The following is an 18,958-nucleotide window of genomic DNA, read 5'->3' on the forward strand; positions in this document are numbered from 1 at the left end:
TCCGAGTCCTCGGAAACGCCCTTCAGCAGTGGTTGTCGATCAGGTGTCGTCGCCGTCTCCCGGCAGCTCGATGGTCGACGTCGACGGCCTGTGCGGCTTCGAGTGGCTCGGCCTGGTCGGCCTCGTCGGCGTGGTCGTCTCCTCGGACGGCCTTGTCGGCGTGGTGGTCGGCGTCGTGTCGTTGTCGTCGTCGGGGTTCCGCGACGGCGACTGCGAAGGTGACTGGCTCGGTGCGTCGCCGATCGGCTTGACCGTGTCGAACCGTTCCGCCGGTTTGCCGTTCAGGTACAGCGACATGAACTTCGCCCACGTCGGAGCGGCGATCGTCGATCCGAAGATCGGCTGGTTCTTCTTGTCGTGCAGCGCGATGTTCCCGTCACCGCCGACCCAGACAGCGGCCGAGACCGACGGCGTGTAGCCGACCATCCAGGTCTGCGCGTTGGAATCGGCCGCCGACGCCGGGTCGCCCGACTGCGGCGCGTACTGCTGCGTGCCGGTCTTGCCCGCGCATTCATGCCCCGACGGGCAGTTCAGCTTCGAGAACGAGATGACCGGCTTCAGTGACGTCGTCACGTTCCCGGCGATCTGCTTGGACTTGTCGGAATCGTTCGCGAACGCGGTCTTGCCCGTGGTCTTCGCTTCGTACGCGGTTTCGTTCTGTGAGTTGACCACCTTCACGACGAAGTGGCGGTCACGCTGGATACCGCCCGCCGCGAACGTCGCGTAGGCAGAGGCCATGTCCGCCGGCGACACCTCGGTCTTGCCGCCGCCGAGCGCGATGTTGTTGTCGCCGGTGAAGATCGTCGACTGGCCGCCCTCGTTCTTGGTCTTGATCCCGGCTTCCTGCGCCGCGGTCCCCACCGGGCCCGGATGGGTCTTGTTCATGACCATGTCGTAGAACACCGTGTTGGCCGAGATCTCCATGGCCTTCGCGACCGTACATTGTGGACCGCAGGTGGAACCCGGCCCGGCGTTGCGGATCGTCCGGTTGTCGAAGACCCGGTTGTTGGAACCGTCGAAGGTTTCGTTGAGTCCCTTGCCCATCTTGAGGAACGCGACGAGGTCGAACGGCTTCATCGACGAGCCGGGGTTGCGGGCCTGGTTCGCCCGGTCGGGTCCGGCCTGCTCCTCGCCGTTCGGGCCCTTCACGGTTTCCGCGCCGCCGTAGTAGGCGAGCACACCGCCCGTCTTGGGGTCGACGGCGACGAGCGCGCTCAGCAGGCGGTTGTCGGTCTGGCCCTGCATGCCTTCCTTGACCGCCTGCTCCGCGGCCTGCTGCGCCTTGGGATCGATGGTGGTCTGGACCTTGTAGCCGCCCGAGTAGTACTTGTCCTCGGTGATGCCCTGTGCCGCCAGTTCGTCCCGGACCTGCTGGGCGATGAACCGGTTCGGCGCACCGGACTGCTGCTTGCTCTGCGCGAGCGGGATCGGCGTCGGGAACTGCGCCGACGTACGTTCGGCCTGCGTGATGTAGTGGTTCTGCAGCATCCGGTCCATCGCGGTGGTCCACCGGTCGCGCGCGACCTTGTCGTTCTCCGACCGGCCCGGCTGCTGGATGAGGCCGGCGAGTAGCGCCGCCTCGGAGAAGTTCAGCTGGGCGGCGTCCTTGTGGAAGAAGGCCTGCGATGCCGCGCCGACGCCGTACGCCCCGCGCCCGAAGTAGATGATGTTCAGATACGCGGTGATGATGTCCTTCTTCTCGTACGTCTGGTTCATCTTGAAGGACTTGGCCAGCTCGGTCCACTTGCGCGTCAGGGTCGGCGCGTCGTTGTCGGTGGCCTTTTTGATGTACTGCTGGGAAATCGTCGAGCCACCGCCGTCGCCGCCGGTGACCTGGTTGTACACCGCGCGGAAGATGCCGGTGACGTCGAAGCCACTGTTGGTCTCGAACGTCGAGTCCTCGGTGGCGATCGCGGCGTGCTTCATCACGTCCGGGATCTGTTGCGGGGAGAGGATCTGCCGGTTCGCCCCGGACGGGCTGTCCTTGCCCATCTCGGTGCCGTCGGCGTAGAGAAAGGTGACGGCCTGGCTCTGCGAGCGGGCCACGTCGGTCGGCGAAGGGACGTCGACGGCGAAGTACGTGATCACGAACGCGATCGCGGGCACCACCACGAACAGTCCTAAAAGGACATACGACGTGCGGCGGATCCGGCGCCAGCGGCGTTTCTTGCGCTGTGCGGGGGTGAGCACGCCGCCCTGCCCGCCATCACCGCGAGCGAGTTCCGGTGGCGGCGCGTCCATCCGTCTCCGCCGCGGTTCGAACTCACCCGGTTCGGTCCCGTTGTGGACGTGATGGGTCATCAGCTCGGGCTCGCGGGCAGGCGGTCCGTTCATCGGACGGCCCTGCGGGCGCTGCTGCTGGGGCGGCCGGTAGCCGGGCGGCGGTGGTCCGGGCCGCCGGGGCGGCATTCCTCCCGGCGGAGTGCCCGGCTGCGGGGGGCCAGGGTTCGGACGACGCCATGGTTCAGGCTCTTGACCTGGCCAGGAGTGGGTGCGGTCGTCGTTCACGTGTGGTCCTCCGGAGGCGCGGGCGGGCTGCGGGCGCAGCCCTCCTTGTCAAGGAGGACGTATGAGGCAGGGAGCGGGTTCACTGGCCTACGGCAAAAAATGAGGCGGGACGTGCGTCGCGCACGCCCCGCCTCACTGGGCTGTTCGGGCTAGTTCGGCGGCGCCGGCCCGCCGCCGTTGTGCCCGCCGGAGCCACCGCCTCCGGTGCCGTTGTCACCGACGGGCGGGAAGATCCCGCTGGTCGGCCCCGGGCGCGGCGTGCTGCTCCTGCTGCTCCGCGAAGTCGGGGTCTCCGTTTCCGACGGCGTGGTCGGCGTGGTCGTCGGAGTCGGGGTGTTCGTCGGGGTCGGGGTGTTCGTCGGCGTGTACGTCGGGGTCGGCGTCGCCGTCGTCGGGTCCTTGCCGACCAACTTGACCTGGGGGAACTTCTCCGCGGGCTTGCCCTTCAGATACAGCTGCATGAAGTTCGCCCACGTCGGACCGGCGATGGTCGACCCGAAGATCGGCTTGCCGTTCTTGTCGTGCAGTGGCTTGTTGCCGTCACCGCCGACCCAGACCGCGGCCGACACCGACGGCGTGTAGCCGACCATCCAGGTCTGCGCGTTCCGGTCGTTGTAGGACGGCGGGTCGTTCGGCTGCGGGTCGTACTGTTGCGTACCCGTCTTGCCCGCGCATTCGTGACCGGTGGGGCACTTCAGCTTCGAGTGCTGGATGACCGGCACGAGCGACTTGGTCACGGTACCGGCGAGCTGCGAGCTCCTTCCCGCGTCGGGGTCGAACGCGGGCTTGCCGGGATCGTTGACCTCGAATTCCGTCTCGCCGGCGGAGTTCTGCATCTTCGCCACGAAGTGCTGGTCCCGGCGCAACCCACCGGCGGCGAAGGTCGCGTACGACGCGGCCATGTCCTCCGGGGTGGCGACGGTGGACCCACCGCCGAGGGAGATGTTGGCGTCGTCGCCCATCTTGGCCCGGCCGTCGGGCGCCATCTTCATCCCGGCTTCCTTGGCCGCGTCGGCCACCGGCCCCGGATGGGTCTTGTTGAGCACCATGTCGAAGAACACGGTGTTGGCGGAGATTTCCATCGCCTCCGCGACCGTGCACTGGGTGCTGCAACTGGAACTCGGGTCCGCGTTGCGGACGACGCGGCCGCCGAGGTTCCGGTTGTTGGTCCCGTCGAAGGTGTCGCCGAGGCCACCGCCCATCTTGAGGAACGCCGTGAGGTCGAAGGGCTTCATCGACGAACCAGGGTTTCTGGCCTGGTTGGCTCTGTCCTGGCCGAGCTGGTCCGTGCCGTTCTCGTCCTTCACGACCTCGGGCCCGCCGTAGTAGGCGAGCACACCGCCGGATCTCGGATCGACCGCGACCAGCGCGTTCTTGAGGTTCTCGTCGGTCTGGCCCTTCATCCCTTCCTGGACCGCCTGTTCGGCGGCCTTCTGGGCGGCCGGATCGATGGTGGTGTAGACCTTCGCGCCGATGGAGTAGAGCTTCTTCTCGTCGTACCCCTTGGCCTCCAGCTCGTCCTTCATCCGCAGCTTGACGAAGTAGGGGACGCTGCCGCCCTCCTCCTTCTTGGCCTGGCTGAGCGGGATCGGCGTCGGGAACTGGTAGCTCGCGCGCGTGGCCTGGTCGAGCCACTTGTACTTCACCATCATGTCGAGTACGTAGTTCCATCGCTTGGTGGCGTACTCGGTCTTGCCCGAGTTGCTCGGGCCCTGGATGAGTCCCGCGAGCAGCGCGGCCTCGGAGGCGTTGAGGTCCTTGACGTCCTTGTTGAAGTAGGCCTTCGACGCCGCCTGGATCCCGTTCGAGCTGCGACCGAAGAAGATCGTGTTCAGGTAGGCGGTGATGATCTGCTCTTTGGACATCTGGTTGTTCATCTTGAACGACTTCGCCAGCTCCGTCCACTTGCGACTGAGCGTCGGCGCCTCGTTCTCGGTCGCCTTCTTGATGTACTGCTGGGAGATCGTCGAGCCACCGCCCTGGCCACCGGTGACCTGGTTGACGGCCGCGCGCAGGATGCCCAGGATGTCGAAGCCGCTGTTGGTCTCGAAGGTCGCGTCCTCGGCGGCGTACACCGCGTGCTTGACCACGTCGGGGATCTGGCCGGGCTGCAGCAGCACCCGGTTGCCGCCCTCGGGGATGTCCTTCCCCAGTACCTCGCCGTTGGCGTAGTAGTACGTCACCGGCTGGTTCTGCAGCGCCGCGATGCTCTCCGGCGTCGGCACGTCGACCAGGAAGTACGTGATCACGAAGGCGATCGCGGGGATCACGAAGAAGATGCCGACGAACGCGTACGCGCACCGCCGGATGATCTTCCAGCGGCGCTTCTTGCGCTGCTTCGGCGTGAGCTGCTTCTTGCCGTCTTCGCCGGGCTCGGCCTCGTCTTCGCCGGCCGCGAACTCGTTGAAGCGCGCGTCCTCGTCGTCGTAGTCGTCACGACGGCGGTCGTCGTACCGGTCGTCGTAGCGATCGTCGTACGGGTCGTAGCCGAAGTCGGTGCCGTTGTGCACCTGATGCGTGATCAGGTCGGGTTCCCGCTCCTGGGGCGGGGGCGGCGGTGCCGGACGGCGACCCGGCGGCGGCTGGCGGAAACCGCCGTTCTGCGGCGGCGGGCCGGGCGGGCGGCCACCCGGCGGCGGACCCTGCCGTCGTGGCGGCATGCCCTGCTGAGGACGTTGCGGCCGCTGCGGCCGCGCGGGCGGCTCGTCGCCGGGCCACTGCGGTCCCGCGCCGCCCGGCTCGTCGCCGGTCGGCCACGCGGGGCCACCGTTCTGGGGAGCACCGTTCGGCCGCGCCGTCCCGCGCGGCGGGGTGTTCCGGCGCTGCGGACGGCGCGGGGGTTCCTCGCCGGGCCACGCGGGTCCCGGCTCTTCCCCCGGCCAAGCGGCACGGCGAGGTGCGTCGGGCTCCTGGCTCGGCCAGGCGCTGCGGTCGTCGTTCACGAAGGGGCCTCCCAGACCGGCGTCTCGGGCAACACCGTTCTGTCCTCTGCGGCTGTTGTGGTTCTGATCACTGACCCGCAGTCCTCCGCGGGCGGGTCCGTGGCTGTTCCCCCGTGCCCAGGACGTACGACTGGACCAGGTGGTTCCAATGGCACGACCGGCACACCTCCACGTCGTAGACGGTGAACTCGCCGAACACCCCGGCCATCCTGGCCAGTTCGTCGGGAGTACGCGCCGACCCCGAGACGTGCTTCAACTCGTCGCCGTAGACCCAGGACACCAGGGTCAGCGGCTCCTTCGTGCGGCACATCGGGCAGCGCTGATCGCCTGCCCTGCCGTGGAACTTGGCCGCACGGAGCAGATAGGGACTCGCGTCGCAGACCTCCAGGTCACCGACGCGTCCCGAGCGGACACCCGCCAGCAGCGCACGGCGCTGCAAGGCGTAGTCCACTACCTGCCGCTGGTTTCGCACGAGCACAGACTACGGGTTCTTGCTGTGTGCCCGGCGGCCCATGCGACTTCAGGGCCCCGGCGCTACCCCGACACGCCGAACCTTCCATAACTCTCTGGTGACTTTCGCCGGGTTCGCCCCAGGGTGGGCTGGGTTAGGTACGCCACTCGGATGTATCGGCGCGATATAGTGGCCCGGTAGGTTGACGCGGCCCGGTGGCCCGCTCAGGAGCAACGCCGCCGGCCGTGGTTTGTTCCCGGAAGGGGGTGCGGTGTGCTGGAGCTCGCGATCCTGGGGCTGCTGCACGAGGCGCCCATGCACGGGTACGTGCTGCGCAAACGCCTGCACGAGACGCTCGGGATGTTCCGGACGTTCTCGTACGGCTCGCTGTACCCGACGCTGCGTCGTCTGCTCAGGGCCGGATATCTGGTCGAGGAGCTCGACACGGCGGACGAACGGGCGTGGTCCCGGCGCGGCAGGCGCGTGTACAAGCTGACCGCGGAGGGGAAGGAGCGGTTCGCCGAGCTGCTCGGCGACGCGGGTCCGCAGACTTGGGACGACGAGGGCTTCGGAGTCCACCTGGCGTTCTTCTCGCGGACACCGGCCGACGTCAGGATGCGGATTCTGGAAGGCCGTCGCCGTCGCGTCGAGGAGCGTCGCGAGGGTTTGCGGACGGCGTTGGCCAGGGCCGAGGAGAAGATCGATCGCTACACCCGCGAGCTGCACCGGCTGGGGCTGGAGACGAGCGAGCGGGAGGTGCGCTGGCTCAACGAGCTGATCGCGCACGAACAAGCTGAGCGGCGGGGTCCGGAGGGGACCTGAGTCGTTCGCGCGCCGCAGCGTCGCGGCCGAAGTTCCACACGAGAAGAAAACGGATGAAGGAGTAACCGGCATGGGCGAGAACCGCCGCGTTCGGGTGGCCATCGTGGGCGTCGGCAACTGCGCGGCGTCGCTGGTCCAGGGCGTCCAGTACTACCGTGACGCGGATCCCGCCACGCGCGTCCCCGGTCTGATGCACGTCGACTTCGGCGGTTACCACGTCGGTGACATCGAGTTCGTCGCCGCGTTCGACGTCGACGCCAAGAAGGTCAGCCGTGACCTCTCGGAGGCGATCTTCGCCAGCGAGAACAACACGATCAAGATCGCCGACGTGCCGCCGCTCGGCGTCACCGTGCAGCGGGGCCACACCTACGACGGGCTCGGCCGGTTCTACCGCGAGACGATCGCGGAGTCCGACGAGGCGCCGGTGGACATCGTCGCCGCGCTGCGCGAGGCGCGTGCCGACGTGCTGGTGTCGTACCTGCCGGTGGGCTCCGAGGAGGCCGACAAGTTCTACGCGCAGGCCGCGATCGACGCGGGTGTGGCGTTCGTGAACGCGTTGCCGGTGTTCATCGCGTCCGACCCGGAGTGGGCCGCGAAGTTCACCGAGGCGGGTGTGCCGATCGTCGGTGACGACATCAAGTCCCAGGTGGGTGCGACCATCACGCACCGCGTGCTGGCGAAGCTGTTCGAGGACCGCGGCGTCCAGCTCGACCGGACGATGCAGCTCAACGTGGGCGGGAACATGGACTTCCTGAACATGAAGGAGCTGGAGCGTCTCGAGTCGAAGAAGATCTCGAAGACGCAGTCGGTCACCTCGCAGGTCGACCGCGAGCTGGGCAAGGGCAACGTCCACATCGGACCGTCGGACTACGTGCAGTGGCTCGACGACCGCAAGTGGGCCTACGTCCGGCTGGAGGGCCGCGCCTTCGGTGACGTGCCGCTGAACCTGGAGTACAAGCTCGAGGTGTGGGACTCGCCGAACTCGGCCGGGATCATCATCGACGCCGTGCGCGCCGCGAAGATCGCGCTGGACCGCGGCATCGGCGGCCCGATCCTCTCCGCGTCGTCGTACTTCATGAAGTCGCCGCCCGAGCAGTACGACGACGCCACCGCGCGCGACGCCGTCGAACGCTTCATCCGCGGCGACATCGAACGCTGACGCTGTGAGCTGAAGGGGACTTTCCTCGCATCGCATGCGAGGAAAGTCCCCTTCAGCGCGTCCTACGAGACGAAAGTCCCCTTCAGCCCACGCCCAGCGCGGCCGGGAGCGCGGTGATGCCGTCGACCACAGCGGTGGCCTCCTTGAGCACTTCGGGGTCCGGCGGGAAGTGCGGGTTCGGGACCGCGTACACCGCCATCCCCGCGGTCATCGCCGACTTCAGCCCGTTCGTCGAGTCCTCGACCGCCGCGCAGTCCGCCGCCGGGACGTCCAGCAGCTCGGCCGCCCGCAGGTAGACGTCGGGGGCAGGCTTCCCGGCGCCGACCTGTTCCGAGGACACCGCGACCGCCACCGGCAGGCCGGTGACGTCCAGGTAGCCCTTGATGAGCAGCGGCGGTGACGAGCTGGCGATCGCCACCGGCCACCGGTCCGCGACAGCGCGCACGACGTCCACTCCGCCGTCGATCAACGGCGGGTCCTCGGCGTAGCGCGTGGCCATCCGCTTGACGACCAGCGTTGCCGCCTCGCCCGGCGTGAGCTGTGTGCCCAGTTCTTCCACGAGGTAGCGCGCCCACTCCGGGGTGCTCATCCCCTGCAACGCCCTGGTCGCCTCGGGTCGCCAGGTTCCGCCGTGTTCGGCGACGACCGCGCGCCGCACCTCGTCCCAGATCCGCTCGGAGTCGACCAGTACGCCGTCGAGGTCGAAGATCACCGCGTCCATACCTCGCAGGGTAGCTGTGAGTGGAATTACTTCGACACCCTAACTAAATTTGTTAGCATAGCTAAGTGACTTCCCGAGTGGCCGACCTGGCGCATGAGCTCCGCCCCCTGTTCTTCCGGCTGTACTACGTCATCCGCCGGCAGACCCCGCAGCTCACGCTCACCCTGACCCAGGGGTCCGTCATGCGTGAGCTGATCGAGGGCGGGCCGCGCCGGATGAGCGCGCTGGCCGAGTTGGAAGGCGTCCGGATGCCGTCGATGACCGATGTCGTCCGCCGCCTCGAACGGATGGGCATCGTCAGCCGCACACCCGACCCGGCCGATGGCAGGGCCGTGCTCGTCGAGGTCACCGACGAGGGCAACCGCTTCTACGCCGAACTGGCCGCCGCCAGGGAGGAATTCCTCCGCGAGCGGCTCATGGAACTCGACGACGCCGACCGCGCCGCCATCGAGGCCGCGCTGCCCGCCCTCACCAAATTGGTCGAAACCAAGCCGATCGGATTCAAGAAGGAGGAACTGATCCCCGATGAGCGCTGAAGGACACGCGAGCCTGCTGGACGCCGTCAAAGGACAGCCCAAGCAGGTATGGATCACCGCGGGTGCCGCGGTCATCGCGTTCATGGGGATCGGGCTCGTCGACCCGATCCTGCTGTCCATCGCCAAAGGACTGAACGCCACGCCGTCGCAGGTGACGCTGCTGTTCTCGTCGTACCTCGGCGTCCAGGTCATCGCGATGCTGGTGACCGGCGCGGCGAGCGCGCGGTTCGGCGCCAAGCGCACGGTGCTCGTCGGGCTGACGCTGATCGTGCTGGCCACGGCGTTGTGTGCGGCGGCGGGTTCGATCGAACAGCTCGTCGGACTGCGTGCGGTGTGGGGTCTCGGCAACGCCTTCTTCATCGCCACCGCGTTGTCCGTGATCGTCGGCGCGGCGACCGGCGGGCAGGCGGGCGCGATCCTGCTGTACGAGGCCGCGCTCGGTCTCGGCCTCGCCGTCGGCCCGCTGCTGGGCGCGCTGCTCGGCAGCATCTCGTGGCGCGGCCCGTTCGTCGGCACCGCGATCCTGATGGCCTGCGGACTCGTGCTGTGCGCCGTCTATCTGCGCAGCGACGCGCACGAGAAGCGGGATCCGATCAAGCTCCTCGACCCGATCCGCGCCCTGCGACACCCCGGCCTGCTGCGGACTTCCATCGCGTCCGCGCTCTACACCGCGGCGTTCTTCGCGGTGCTGGCCTGGTCGCCGTTCGTCCTCGGCTGGAGCGCCATCGCGGTCGGCCTGATCTTCTGCGGCTGGGGTGTCTGCGTCGCGGTCGCGGGTGTCGCGTTCGCGCCGAAGCTGGCGGCCCGGCTCGGTGAGCGGCACGCGGCGGCGCTCGCGGTCTTCGGTTACGCGGTGCTGATGGTCGTGCTCGCGGTGCCGAGCAAGCCGGTCATCGTCGTCGGGATCATCCTGTCGGGCCTGGTTTCCGGGCTGCTGAACACGTTGTTCACCGGGACCGCGATGTCGATCAGTGACGCGCCGCGCCCGGTCGCGAGCGCGGGCTACAACTTCTGCCGCTGGCTCGGCGGCGCCGTCGCGGCAACCCTGGTCGGGCACGTCGCGGACTGGTTCGGTTCGCCGCACGCGCCGTTCGTGGTCGCCGCGGTGCTGTGCGTCGGCGCGGGTGGGCTGCTCATGGTCCGGACGCGGCAGGCGGACCCGCACACGGTGCCCAAGGAAGCCGCGCTGGTGGGCGACGAAGAGTTCTGACCAGCCGTAACCATTCGGGCACACAGGCGGAATACACCCGTTGTTCACCTGTTTGTCCGAATCGGCTGGCTTCGGGCACTTACGGTCGGCTCGTTCCCGACTGAGTGACCCTGGAGGCCCCGTGTCCTTCGAGCGTGGACGTCCGCTGCCGTTGTACCCCGTACACCCCGGCGGACGTTCTCCCCTCACCTGCGAGTACCGCTGTGGCAACGCCTGTGCGCACCCGGCACCGAACCCGTCCGGCAACGAGTACTTCGGTGACGTCGTCAAGGACGTGGTGTCCCGGCGCGGAGCGTTGAAGGCGGGCGCGGTGCTCGCCGCGGCGGCGGGCGGCTTCGCCGCTCTCTCCGGCACGGCGGCGGCCGCCAGCCCCGCCGCCGGTGCCGTCCCCGCCGCGGCGGGCAGGCCCGGGCACCCGGACCGCCCGGCGCCCGGGACCGACTTCGACCCGGTGCCGCCGAACAAGCTCGACCAGGTCAGCATTCCCGAGGGCTATGACCAGAGCGTCGTGATCAGGTGGGGCGACGCGGTGGTGCCCGGCGCGCCGAAGTTCGACTTCCGCAACCAGACCGCGGCGGCACAGGCGAAGCAGTTCGGCTACAACAACGACTTCGTCGGGCTGATCCCGCAGGATCCGCTGGGTGTCCGCAATCTGCTGGTGGTCAACCACGAGTACACCACCGAGGTGCACCTGTTCCCCGCCGACCAGTACGACCCGGCGAACCCGACCGAAGAACAGGTCAAGATCGCCTGGGCCGCCCACGGCCTGTCCGTCGTGCAGACCTACCGTGACCCGGTTTTCGGTGCCCTGCGGGCGGTTCCGAGCCGCTACAACCGCCGGATCACGCTCGACACCGAGTTCGAGGTGCGGGGCCCTGCCGCGGGGTCGAAGTTCCTGAAGACCTCGGCGGATCCGACCGGGCGCAAGGTACGCGGCACGCAGAACAACTGCTCCGGCGGCGTAACGCCCTGGGGCACGGTGCTTTCCGGCGAGGAGAACTTCCACCAGTACTTCGCCAACGCCGACAAGGTCGCCGACCCCGCCACCGCGTCGCGGCTCAAGCGGTACGCGGTCGGCACCGGGGCGAGCACCCGGAAATGGGAACGGTTCGACAAGCGCTGGGATGTCGCGCGGGAGCCCAACGAACCCAACCGGTTCGGCTGGGTGGTCGAAATCGACCCGCACGACCCGAATTCGACGCCGATCAAGCACACCGCGCTGGGCCGGTTCAAGCACGAGGCCGCGAACGTCAAGATCACCGCGGACGGCCGCGTCGCGGTGTATTCCGGTGACGACGAGCGTTTCGAGTACATCTACAAGTACGTCTCGAAGGGCAAGTACAAGAAGGGCGACAGCGCGCACGCGCGGCGGCACAATTCCGCGCTGCTCGACGAAGGCACGCTCTACGTCGGCAAGTTCACCGGCGACAGCCCGGCAGGCGAGATCGACGGCACCGGCAAGCTCCCCTCGGACGGCGAATTCGACGGCGTCGGCGAATGGATTCCGCTGGCCAGCGGCGACAAGTCCTTTGTGGACGGTATGACCGCGGAAGAGGTCTACGTCTTCACCCGGCTCGCCGCGGACAAAGCCGGGGCGACCAAAATGGACCGTCCGGAGGACATCGAGCCGAACCCGGTCAACGGCCGGATCTACGCGGCGCTCACCAACAACAGCGACCGCGGCGCGGCGGGCAAAGCCGCTGCGGACGAGGCGAATCCGCGCAAGGGCAACAAGAACGGCCACATCCTCGAATGGGCGGAGGATCGCGGCGACGCCGCGTCGACCAAGTTCACCTGGCGGTTGCTGCTCGTCTGCGGTGACCCGGCGACCGCGGACACCTATTTCGGCGGGTTCCCGAAGGACCAGGTCAGCCCGATCTCGTGCCCGGACAACGTCGCGTTCGACCGGCACGGGAACCTGTGGATCGCCACCGACGGCAACGTGCTCGGCGCCAACGACGGCCTGTTCTCGGTCCCGGTCGACGGGCCGGAACGCGGGCACGTCAAGCAGTTCCTCTCGGTGCCGGTCGGCGCGGAGACCTGCGGCCCGGTGGTGACCGACCACCTGGTGCTCGTCGCGGTGCAGCACCCCGGCGAGAACGCGGCGAGCTCGGCGAACCCGACCTCGCACTGGCCGGACGGCGGATCGGCGCAGCCGCGGCCCGCGATCGTGTCGGTGTGGAAGAAGGGCCGGTTCGGGCTGGTCGGCCAGATCGGCGTCCGGTAACCGAGCGTGGCGAGCATTCGACCCTGTTCAGCGATGCCGCGGCCGCGCTCCGGCAGCTAACTTCGCTCGTGGTGTTCCACGGTTGGTAGCTGTCGGCAGGCAGGAGCGTCCGGTGAACAGGGCACGTGCGGGCTTTGTGGTGGTCGCCGCCGTGTCCCTCGTCCTCGGTTCGGTCACCCCCACCGCTTCGGGGGTGACCGAACCGGGGCCGGTCGCGCCGGGATGCACCGGCGGGATCGCCGCGAACCCGAGCGTGGAAAAGGTCACTCAGCGTGGTGCCCCCGAGGGCTACCTCTTCACTCCGGCCGCGCCCGTGCCGCCGCGGACACCCGGGGTGAAGACGCCACGGCTGTTCACCGACGGCACCTATCCCGCCGATGGCGCGAAGTACGCGCTGGTCCAGACCCCGGACCGCATGGTCAGCAGCGCCGAACAGGACCAGAAGTTCGTCCCCGGCGGCGCCTACACGCTGACCGCCTGGACCGGGACGCTGAAAGCGAATCTTTCCTATCCCGATCGGGCACTGGCCACCGGTCTGCGGTTCTACGACGGCGGCGGCAAGCAGGTGCTCGAGCACAAACTCGACGTCGGCCGCGACGTCGACCAGGGCGGGCTCGAACGCCAGGACTTCGCGCCGGTGGTGGCGCCGGACTCCGCGACGTCGGTGAAGTTCTTCGCCGCCACCAACTACACGTGGGTGATGTGGGACTGCGTCTACCTGCAGCTGGCCGCGTACTCGGTGCGGTCGCAGGTGCAGAACCCGGCAACGGGTGAGTGGGCCTCGATCGCGACCATTCCCGCGGGCGGCACCGCGCGGTTCAAGGTCACGGTCACCAACGAGGGCACGCAGGCACTGGAGAACGTCGCCGTGCGGGATCCGTGGTGCGCACTGCCCGACAGCGGTTTTCCGCTCGCGGCAGGGGAAAGCCGGGACGTCCTGTGCGAGCACGCGAACGTCACCGAGCAGGACAACGGCCACGTCGGCACCGCCACGGTGACCGCGGCCTACCCGGGTGGCACCCTGCCGGAGAAGTCGGCCTCATCGTCCATTGTGGTCACTCCGCCGCCCGCGATCGGCCGGATCGGCGACTACGTCTGGGCGGACGGGAACCGCAACGGTGTGCAGGACCGTGGTGAGACGGGAATCCGTGGCGTGCGCGTGCTGCTGAAATCCGCTGGCGGGGACACCGTCGCCACCACCACGACCGGCGCCGACGGAAAGTACCTCTTCGACAAGCTGAAGCCGGGCGTATACCAGGTCTGCTTCGACGTGAAGGCCCTGCCGCCCACCCACTCCGGCTACCTGCCGACCCGCCCGCACCTCGGCGACCCGGCCCGCGACTCCGACGCCGACCCCGTGACCGGCTGCACCCCGCCGACCACGATCGACGCCGCGCACCGCGAAAACCTGGCTCTGGACCTCGGCCTCATCCCCGGCATCCGCCTGGCCTCGACCCCCTGACCCACTCCTTCGCTACGTGGGGGTGTCCCCCACCCGCTCCGGGGGGCGACCCCAAGACCATTCTATCGCCGGGGTACGACGAAACCCCGAAAACGAGCCGCTGAGGCCGGAGTTGTCCACAACGGCCGACTACCTGTGGACAACGCCTCGGGCAGTCCGTGAAGGACGCCTTCGGTGCGTTCGCCGTGCTGAAGGACGCGTTCAGTGCATTGAGTGCACCGAAGGGGTCCTTCAGCACCCCACCCGGACCCAACCCACCACCGCCCTTACCGTGGGGAGCATGACCGAGCTTCCCCTTGCCCTGGTGACCGGTGCCTCCCGCGGCATCGGCGCGGCGATCGCCCGCGCACTCGCCCCGACCCACCGTCTCCTCCTCGGCGGCCGTGACGCCGACGCGCTCGCCAAGATCGCCGCCGAGGTCCCGAACAGCAGCGTATGGCCGGTCGACCTCACCGATCCCGAAGCACTGGACAAGGCCGCCGCCGCGATCGGCAAACTCGACGTCCTCGTCCACTCCGCCGGCGTCGCGAAGGTCGCCACGCTCGCCGACTCCACCGCGCAGGACTGGCGCGACAACTTCGACGTCAACGTCCTCGCGGTCGTCGAGCTCACCCGGCGGCTGCTGCCCGCGCTCCGCGCGGCGAAGGGGCACGTCGTGGTGATCAACTCCGGTGCCGGGCAGAACGCGCGGCCCGGCTGGGGGCCGTATGCCGCCAGCAAGTTCGCCGTCCGTGCCTTCGCCGACTCGCTTCGCGAGGAGGAGCAGGCCCTGCGGGTGACGTCCGTGTACCCGGGGCGTACCGACACCGAGATGCAGCAGGCGCTCGTCGCGAGCGAGGGCAACGACTACGACCCCGGCCGCTACCTGCGTCCCGAGTCCGTGGCCGCCGCCGTCCGCACGGCCGTGACCGCGAGCCCCGAGGCACACCTCACCGAGGTCGTGCTCCGGCCCCGCACGAACCGCTAGCGCAGCCGGGCCGCGGCCTCGCCCGCCGCGGCCTGCACCTTGGCCCGCTCCACCCGCGTCGATTCGCCGTCCGCCACGACCTGCTCGCCCGCGACCCAGACGTCCCGCACATACCGCGATCCCGCGGCCCACACCAGGTTCGACAGCAGATGTTCGTCCGGGACGTCGAGGCCGGCGGCGAACGCCGGGCCGTCGACGTCGACGTGCACCATGTCGGCCCAGCGGCCCGGCTCCAGCGCGCCGATGTCCGGGCGGCTCAGCGCCGCGGCCCCGCCGCGGGTGGCGAGCATGAAGACGTCGGCCGCGGTGAGCACGGTCGAATCGCCGGTCGCCAGCCGGGCGAACATCGCGGTCAGCCGGATTTCCTCCCAGAGGTCGATGTCGTCGTTGCTGGCCGGGCCGTCGGTGCCGATCCCGACGTCGACGCCCGCGGCACGCAGCTCCGCGATCCGCGCGATCCCGGAGGCGAGCTTCGCGTTGGAACCCGGGCAGTGCCCCACCCCGACCCGGTATTTGGCGAACAACTCGATGTCCTCATCGGACAGATGGATCGCGTGTGCCGCGAGCATCCGGCCCTGGAGCATGCCGACCTGCTCCAGCAGCTTCGGCACCGAGCCGAACTCCTCGCGCTGCGCGGTGTCCTCCAGCGCCGCCTCGGCGACGTGGATGTGCACCAGCGCGCCGCGGGCCGCGGCCGATTCCGCCGTCGCCGCGAGGCCTTCCGGGGAAAGCATGTACGCCGAATGCGGTCCGTAGCTCAGCTCGATCCGGTCACCGGCGCCGAAGCGTAGCCCGTCGGTGTCGATCCATTTGTCGATCGCGCCGAGCGTCGAACGCCAGGTCAGTCCCAACGTCGGCAGGTCCATCACCGGCGGCGCGATGAGCACGCGCCCACCGGTGGTGAGTACGGCGTCGGCGAGCTGTTCGCCCTCGAAGTACATCTCGGCGCTCGTCGTCACACCGTGCCGCAGCATTTCCAGCGAGCCGAGCAGCATCCCGGCCCGGATGTCCTCCGGCCGCAGCTTCGCCTCGGCGGGCCAGATGATCTCGCGCAGCCAGCGCAGCAGTGGCAGGTCCCCGCCCATCCCGCGCAGCAGCGTCATCGGGCTGTGCGCGTGCGTGTTGACCAGGCCCGGCAGCAGGATCCCGGTCAGCTCGGTGACCGCGCCGGACCATTCCGGTGCCTCGGCGCGAAGACCGCAGAAGGTGATGCGGCCGTCTTCGCCGACATCTACGACCGCGTCACGCAGCAGGGAACAGGAGGGATCGGCGGGCAGGACGACGGGGGCGTGAAAACGGCGCGACATGACGAGATCTTACGGGCTCACCCTGTCAGTCGACGACACCGCTCCGCCAGGCCCACGCCGCGATCTCGACGCGGTTGCGCGCGCCGACCTTGCTCTGCACCGAGGCCAGATGCGTCTTCACCGTGGACAGCGAAAGGAACAACTCGGCGCCGATCTCGGTGTTCGTCAAACCGCGCGCCGCCGCCTTCACGACGTCCATCTCGCGCGCGGTCAGCGGTTCGGACGGCGGCGGGGCGTTGCGCTTCGCCTTGCCGTTGCTGCCGTCGAAGTGCTTCAGCAGCCGGACGGTGATCTGCGGCGACACCAGCGCGTCGCCGCGATCCGCCGCGCGCACCGCCTCGATCAGCAGCGCGGGCCCGGCGTCCTTCAGCAGGAAGCCGCTGGCGCCGTTGCGCAACGCGGTGTGCACGTATTCGTCGAGGTCGAACGTGGTGACCACGACGACCTTCAGCGGGTCGGTGACGTCCGGGCCTGCCAGCTGCCGGGTGACCTCGAGCCCGTCGAGGCCGGGCATGCGGATGTCGAGCAGGCACACGTCGGGACGCAGTTCGCGAGCCTTCGCCACCGCCGAGACGCCGTCCGCGACGTCGGCGACCACCTCGATGTCGTCCTGCGCGTCCAGGATCATGCGGAACCCCATCCGCACCATTTCCTGGTCGTCGGCGATCAGTACCCGGATCACTCGTCCTCGTTCCTCTGCTCCGCGAGCGGCAGCCAGGCCTCGACCCGCCAGCCCCCGTCCGGGGCCCGGCCCGCGGAGATCCTGCCGTGCAGCAACGCGACCCGTTCGCGCATACCGACCAGACCGTATCCTCCCGATCCCCCGGCCGGACGGCGGTCCGGCTCACGGCCGTTGTCGGTCACCTGGAGGTGCAGTTCCTGCCCGGCGACCTCGGCGACGACCAGGGCTTCCGTCGCACCCGACGCGTGCTTCCCGATGTTCGTCAGCGCCTCCTGGACCAGCCGCAGCGCCGACCGGCCGACCTCGTGCGGCAGATCCGGTGGCAGGTCGATGTGGGTCGAAGTCTCGACACCGTGCTGGGAGCCCTCGACGAGCCTGCGCAGGTCCGCCCCGAGATCGGTGGTCGCCTGCTCGCTGAACTCGCTCGACCCGGTGGGCGTGTCCCCGCGCATGCTGCTCACCAGCCGGCGCATCGCGACGAGTGCCTCGGTCCCGGCGTGCTCGATCCGGCCCATCGCCTCGACCGCGATCTGCGGGTCCTTCGCCGCCATCATCTTCGCCGCCTGCGCCTGCACCACGATCCCCGTGACGTGGTGCGCGACGACGTCGTGCAGCTCGCGGGCCAGCGCCATCCGCTCGGACGTCTGCGCGTCGGTGACCGCGGACTTGATGACCTGCTTGCGTTCGCGGTCCCGCGAGCGCAGGAACAGCCCGGTGGCCACCGCGAGCCCGAGCAGAAGCGCCGCGACGACGAACAACATGCCCAGCAGCTCCGAGCTGACCCGGCCACCCTTCGCGTCGCCGCCGAACGTGGCGCTGATCGCGACCGTTACGGCGAGCAACCCGATTCTCGGCCAGGCGCGCTTCGCCGGGACCAGACGGATGAGGTGCACGACCATGCCCATCCCGGCTGCCACCTCGGGCAGCGTCAACCCACCGCCCCAGAGGATGCCGCGCCCGGCGAAGGGCGAAACGAGCGTGGTCAGGAAGAACACGGCCGCCAACGCCACCGTGGCGGGTCCCGGAAAACGCGGGGCGATCAGGACAATGCCCGCGGCGGCGATCGAGCAGACCAGCATCGGCAGCGGGCGCAAGTTGTTGTTGTAGGTGGTGATGAAGTCGATCAGCAACAGCGGCGCGAGGATGCCCACCAGTGGCCACTGGTTGCGCAGGGTCTCGGCGATCAGCCGGACCGTCGGTGACTGGTGGTCGGCCAGCCAGCGTGTCTTCGGCTTCGGCAGGTTGCGCGGCCGGGCGATCAGGCCGAGCACGGTGGCGCCGGCCAGCAGGCCCAAGCCGACGAACATGCTGGTCACGACCTGATTGCCGCTGAGGTAGTAGGTGTGGACACGGCCGAAGACCGCACACAGCGCGCCGACCACGAGCGAGCCGATCACCGCGAACGCGACACCGAGACGGGTCTTTCGCGCCGCGAAGTAGACCAACTCGACCCCGGCCACCACCTCGGTGATGGAAAGGTTCGCCAGCAGGCTCGAGTACGTCGGCGCGTGCGTGTACCGGATCAGCACGCTGGACAGGACCAGCACGCCTGCCCCGGCAGCAGCGGCGACGGCGGCGCGGGAGCGCGACCACCACACACAGCCCGCCATCGCGAAGATGCCGGGGAACAGCCACAGGTCGACCCACTTGGGGCCGGCGTCGTCGATCGCGGCGCTGCCGAGGAACAGGATGTCGAACAGCAGCGCGCCGAACAACACGATCGCGGGCACGCCGAGCCGCCGCGCGAACTCTCTGGCGCGTGCGTAGAACGAGGTCTCGGTGTTTTCGGCGGCCACAACGAAACGGTAGAGGATCGCCCGCGCCCCGCACCTTGGCCGTGTGGCCCGGACCGGGTCGGCCGATCGGCCGATGCCGGGCGGCGCAGCACTGGCCGTCTGCCCGAAGTGGACACATTCCCGTTTCGGCGAAGCTCGTCGCCGTTGGTCAAACACGGTGAACGACGA

14 protein-coding genes are annotated in these 18,958 nt (G+C 69.1%); 7 read left to right on the forward strand and 7 right to left on the reverse strand.

Going from position 1 to position 18,958, the window contains the following annotated elements:
- Window positions 1-39: 39 nt before the first annotated feature.
- From ACFW0G_RS18805 to ACFW0G_RS18815, 3 genes are all read right to left on the reverse strand, one after another.
- Entirely contained in the window at window positions 40-2,508 is a 2,469-nt protein-coding gene (locus tag ACFW0G_RS18805; RefSeq protein WP_378326591.1) for a transglycosylase domain-containing protein, read from the reverse strand.
- Window positions 2,509-2,657: 149 nt separating this feature from the next.
- Complete coding sequence (locus tag ACFW0G_RS18810; RefSeq protein ID WP_378326592.1) at window positions 2,658-5,450, reverse strand: transglycosylase domain-containing protein; 2,793 nt, start codon at window positions 5,448-5,450, stop codon at window positions 2,658-2,660.
- A 67-nt stretch (window positions 5,451-5,517) separates the two neighbouring features.
- Window positions 5,518-5,922 carry a DUF5318 domain-containing protein gene (locus tag ACFW0G_RS18815; RefSeq protein ID WP_378326593.1) on the reverse strand — a complete coding sequence of 135 codons (405 nt, stop codon included), beginning with the start codon at window positions 5,920-5,922 and terminating at the stop codon, window positions 5,518-5,520.
- Between the two features lie 252 nt (window positions 5,923-6,174).
- On the opposite strand from ACFW0G_RS18815, the gene ACFW0G_RS18820 reads away from it, so the two are divergent.
- Together ACFW0G_RS18820 and ACFW0G_RS18825 are read left to right on the forward strand one after the other, a co-directional pair.
- Complete coding sequence (locus tag ACFW0G_RS18820) at window positions 6,175-6,723, forward strand: PadR family transcriptional regulator (RefSeq protein ID WP_378326594.1); 549 nt, start codon at window positions 6,175-6,177, stop codon at window positions 6,721-6,723.
- A 70-nt stretch (window positions 6,724-6,793) separates the two neighbouring features.
- Window positions 6,794-7,882 carry an inositol-3-phosphate synthase gene (locus ACFW0G_RS18825; RefSeq protein WP_378326595.1) on the forward strand — a complete coding sequence of 363 codons (1,089 nt, stop codon included), beginning with the start codon at window positions 6,794-6,796 and terminating at the stop codon, window positions 7,880-7,882.
- A gap of 82 nt (window positions 7,883-7,964) precedes the next feature.
- Here the strand turns inward: ACFW0G_RS18825 and ACFW0G_RS18830 are convergent, their stop codons facing one another.
- Complete coding sequence (locus ACFW0G_RS18830; protein WP_378326596.1) at window positions 7,965-8,603, reverse strand: HAD family hydrolase; 639 nt, start codon at window positions 8,601-8,603, stop codon at window positions 7,965-7,967.
- A 65-nt stretch (window positions 8,604-8,668) separates the two neighbouring features.
- Between ACFW0G_RS18830 and ACFW0G_RS18835 the strand changes: the two genes are divergently transcribed.
- The 5 genes from ACFW0G_RS18835 (at window position 8,669) to ACFW0G_RS18855 (ending at window position 15,005) form a co-directional block, all read left to right on the forward strand.
- Window positions 8,669-9,139 carry a MarR family winged helix-turn-helix transcriptional regulator gene (locus ACFW0G_RS18835; protein WP_378326597.1) on the forward strand — a complete coding sequence of 157 codons (471 nt, stop codon included), beginning with the start codon at window positions 8,669-8,671 and terminating at the stop codon, window positions 9,137-9,139.
- On the forward strand, window positions 9,129-10,349 hold the full coding sequence (locus ACFW0G_RS18840; protein ID WP_378326598.1) for an MFS transporter: 1,221 nt from the start codon (window positions 9,129-9,131) through the stop codon (window positions 10,347-10,349). The genes ACFW0G_RS18835 and ACFW0G_RS18840 overlap by 11 nt, the downstream gene beginning before the upstream one ends.
- A 121-nt stretch (window positions 10,350-10,470) precedes the next feature.
- On the forward strand, window positions 10,471-12,576 hold the full coding sequence (locus tag ACFW0G_RS18845; RefSeq protein WP_378326599.1) for a PhoX family protein: 2,106 nt from the start codon (window positions 10,471-10,473) through the stop codon (window positions 12,574-12,576).
- Between the two features lie 112 nt (window positions 12,577-12,688).
- Entirely contained in the window at window positions 12,689-14,038 is a 1,350-nt protein-coding gene (locus ACFW0G_RS18850) for an SdrD B-like domain-containing protein (protein ID WP_378326600.1), read from the forward strand.
- Window positions 14,039-14,318: 280 nt separating this feature from the next.
- Complete coding sequence (locus ACFW0G_RS18855; protein ID WP_378326601.1) at window positions 14,319-15,005, forward strand: SDR family oxidoreductase; 687 nt, start codon at window positions 14,319-14,321, stop codon at window positions 15,003-15,005.
- Here the strand turns inward: ACFW0G_RS18855 and ACFW0G_RS18860 are convergent.
- The 3 genes from ACFW0G_RS18860 to ACFW0G_RS18870 are packed head-to-tail and all read right to left on the reverse strand — an operon-like array spanning window position 15,002 to window position 18,790.
- Window positions 15,002-16,312: an amidohydrolase family protein gene (locus tag ACFW0G_RS18860; protein WP_378326602.1), complete on the reverse strand. Its 1,311-nt coding sequence runs from the start codon at window positions 16,310-16,312 to the stop codon at window positions 15,002-15,004. The genes ACFW0G_RS18855 and ACFW0G_RS18860 overlap by 4 nt on opposite strands.
- Window positions 16,313-16,337: 25 nt before the next feature.
- Window positions 16,338-16,994: a response regulator gene (locus tag ACFW0G_RS18865; protein ID WP_378326603.1), complete on the reverse strand. Its 657-nt coding sequence runs from the start codon at window positions 16,992-16,994 to the stop codon at window positions 16,338-16,340.
- Window positions 16,991-18,790 carry a sensor histidine kinase gene (locus ACFW0G_RS18870; RefSeq protein WP_378326604.1) on the reverse strand — a complete coding sequence of 600 codons (1,800 nt, stop codon included), beginning with the start codon at window positions 18,788-18,790 and terminating at the stop codon, window positions 16,991-16,993. Before ACFW0G_RS18870 ends, ACFW0G_RS18865 begins: the two co-directional genes overlap by 4 nt.
- Between the last annotated feature and the right edge of the window lie 168 nt (window positions 18,791-18,958).

It is taken from the genome of Amycolatopsis sp. NPDC058986, from assembly GCF_042741125.1.
In the GTDB taxonomy this organism is placed as follows: Bacteria; Actinomycetota; Actinomycetes; order Mycobacteriales; family Pseudonocardiaceae; genus Amycolatopsis.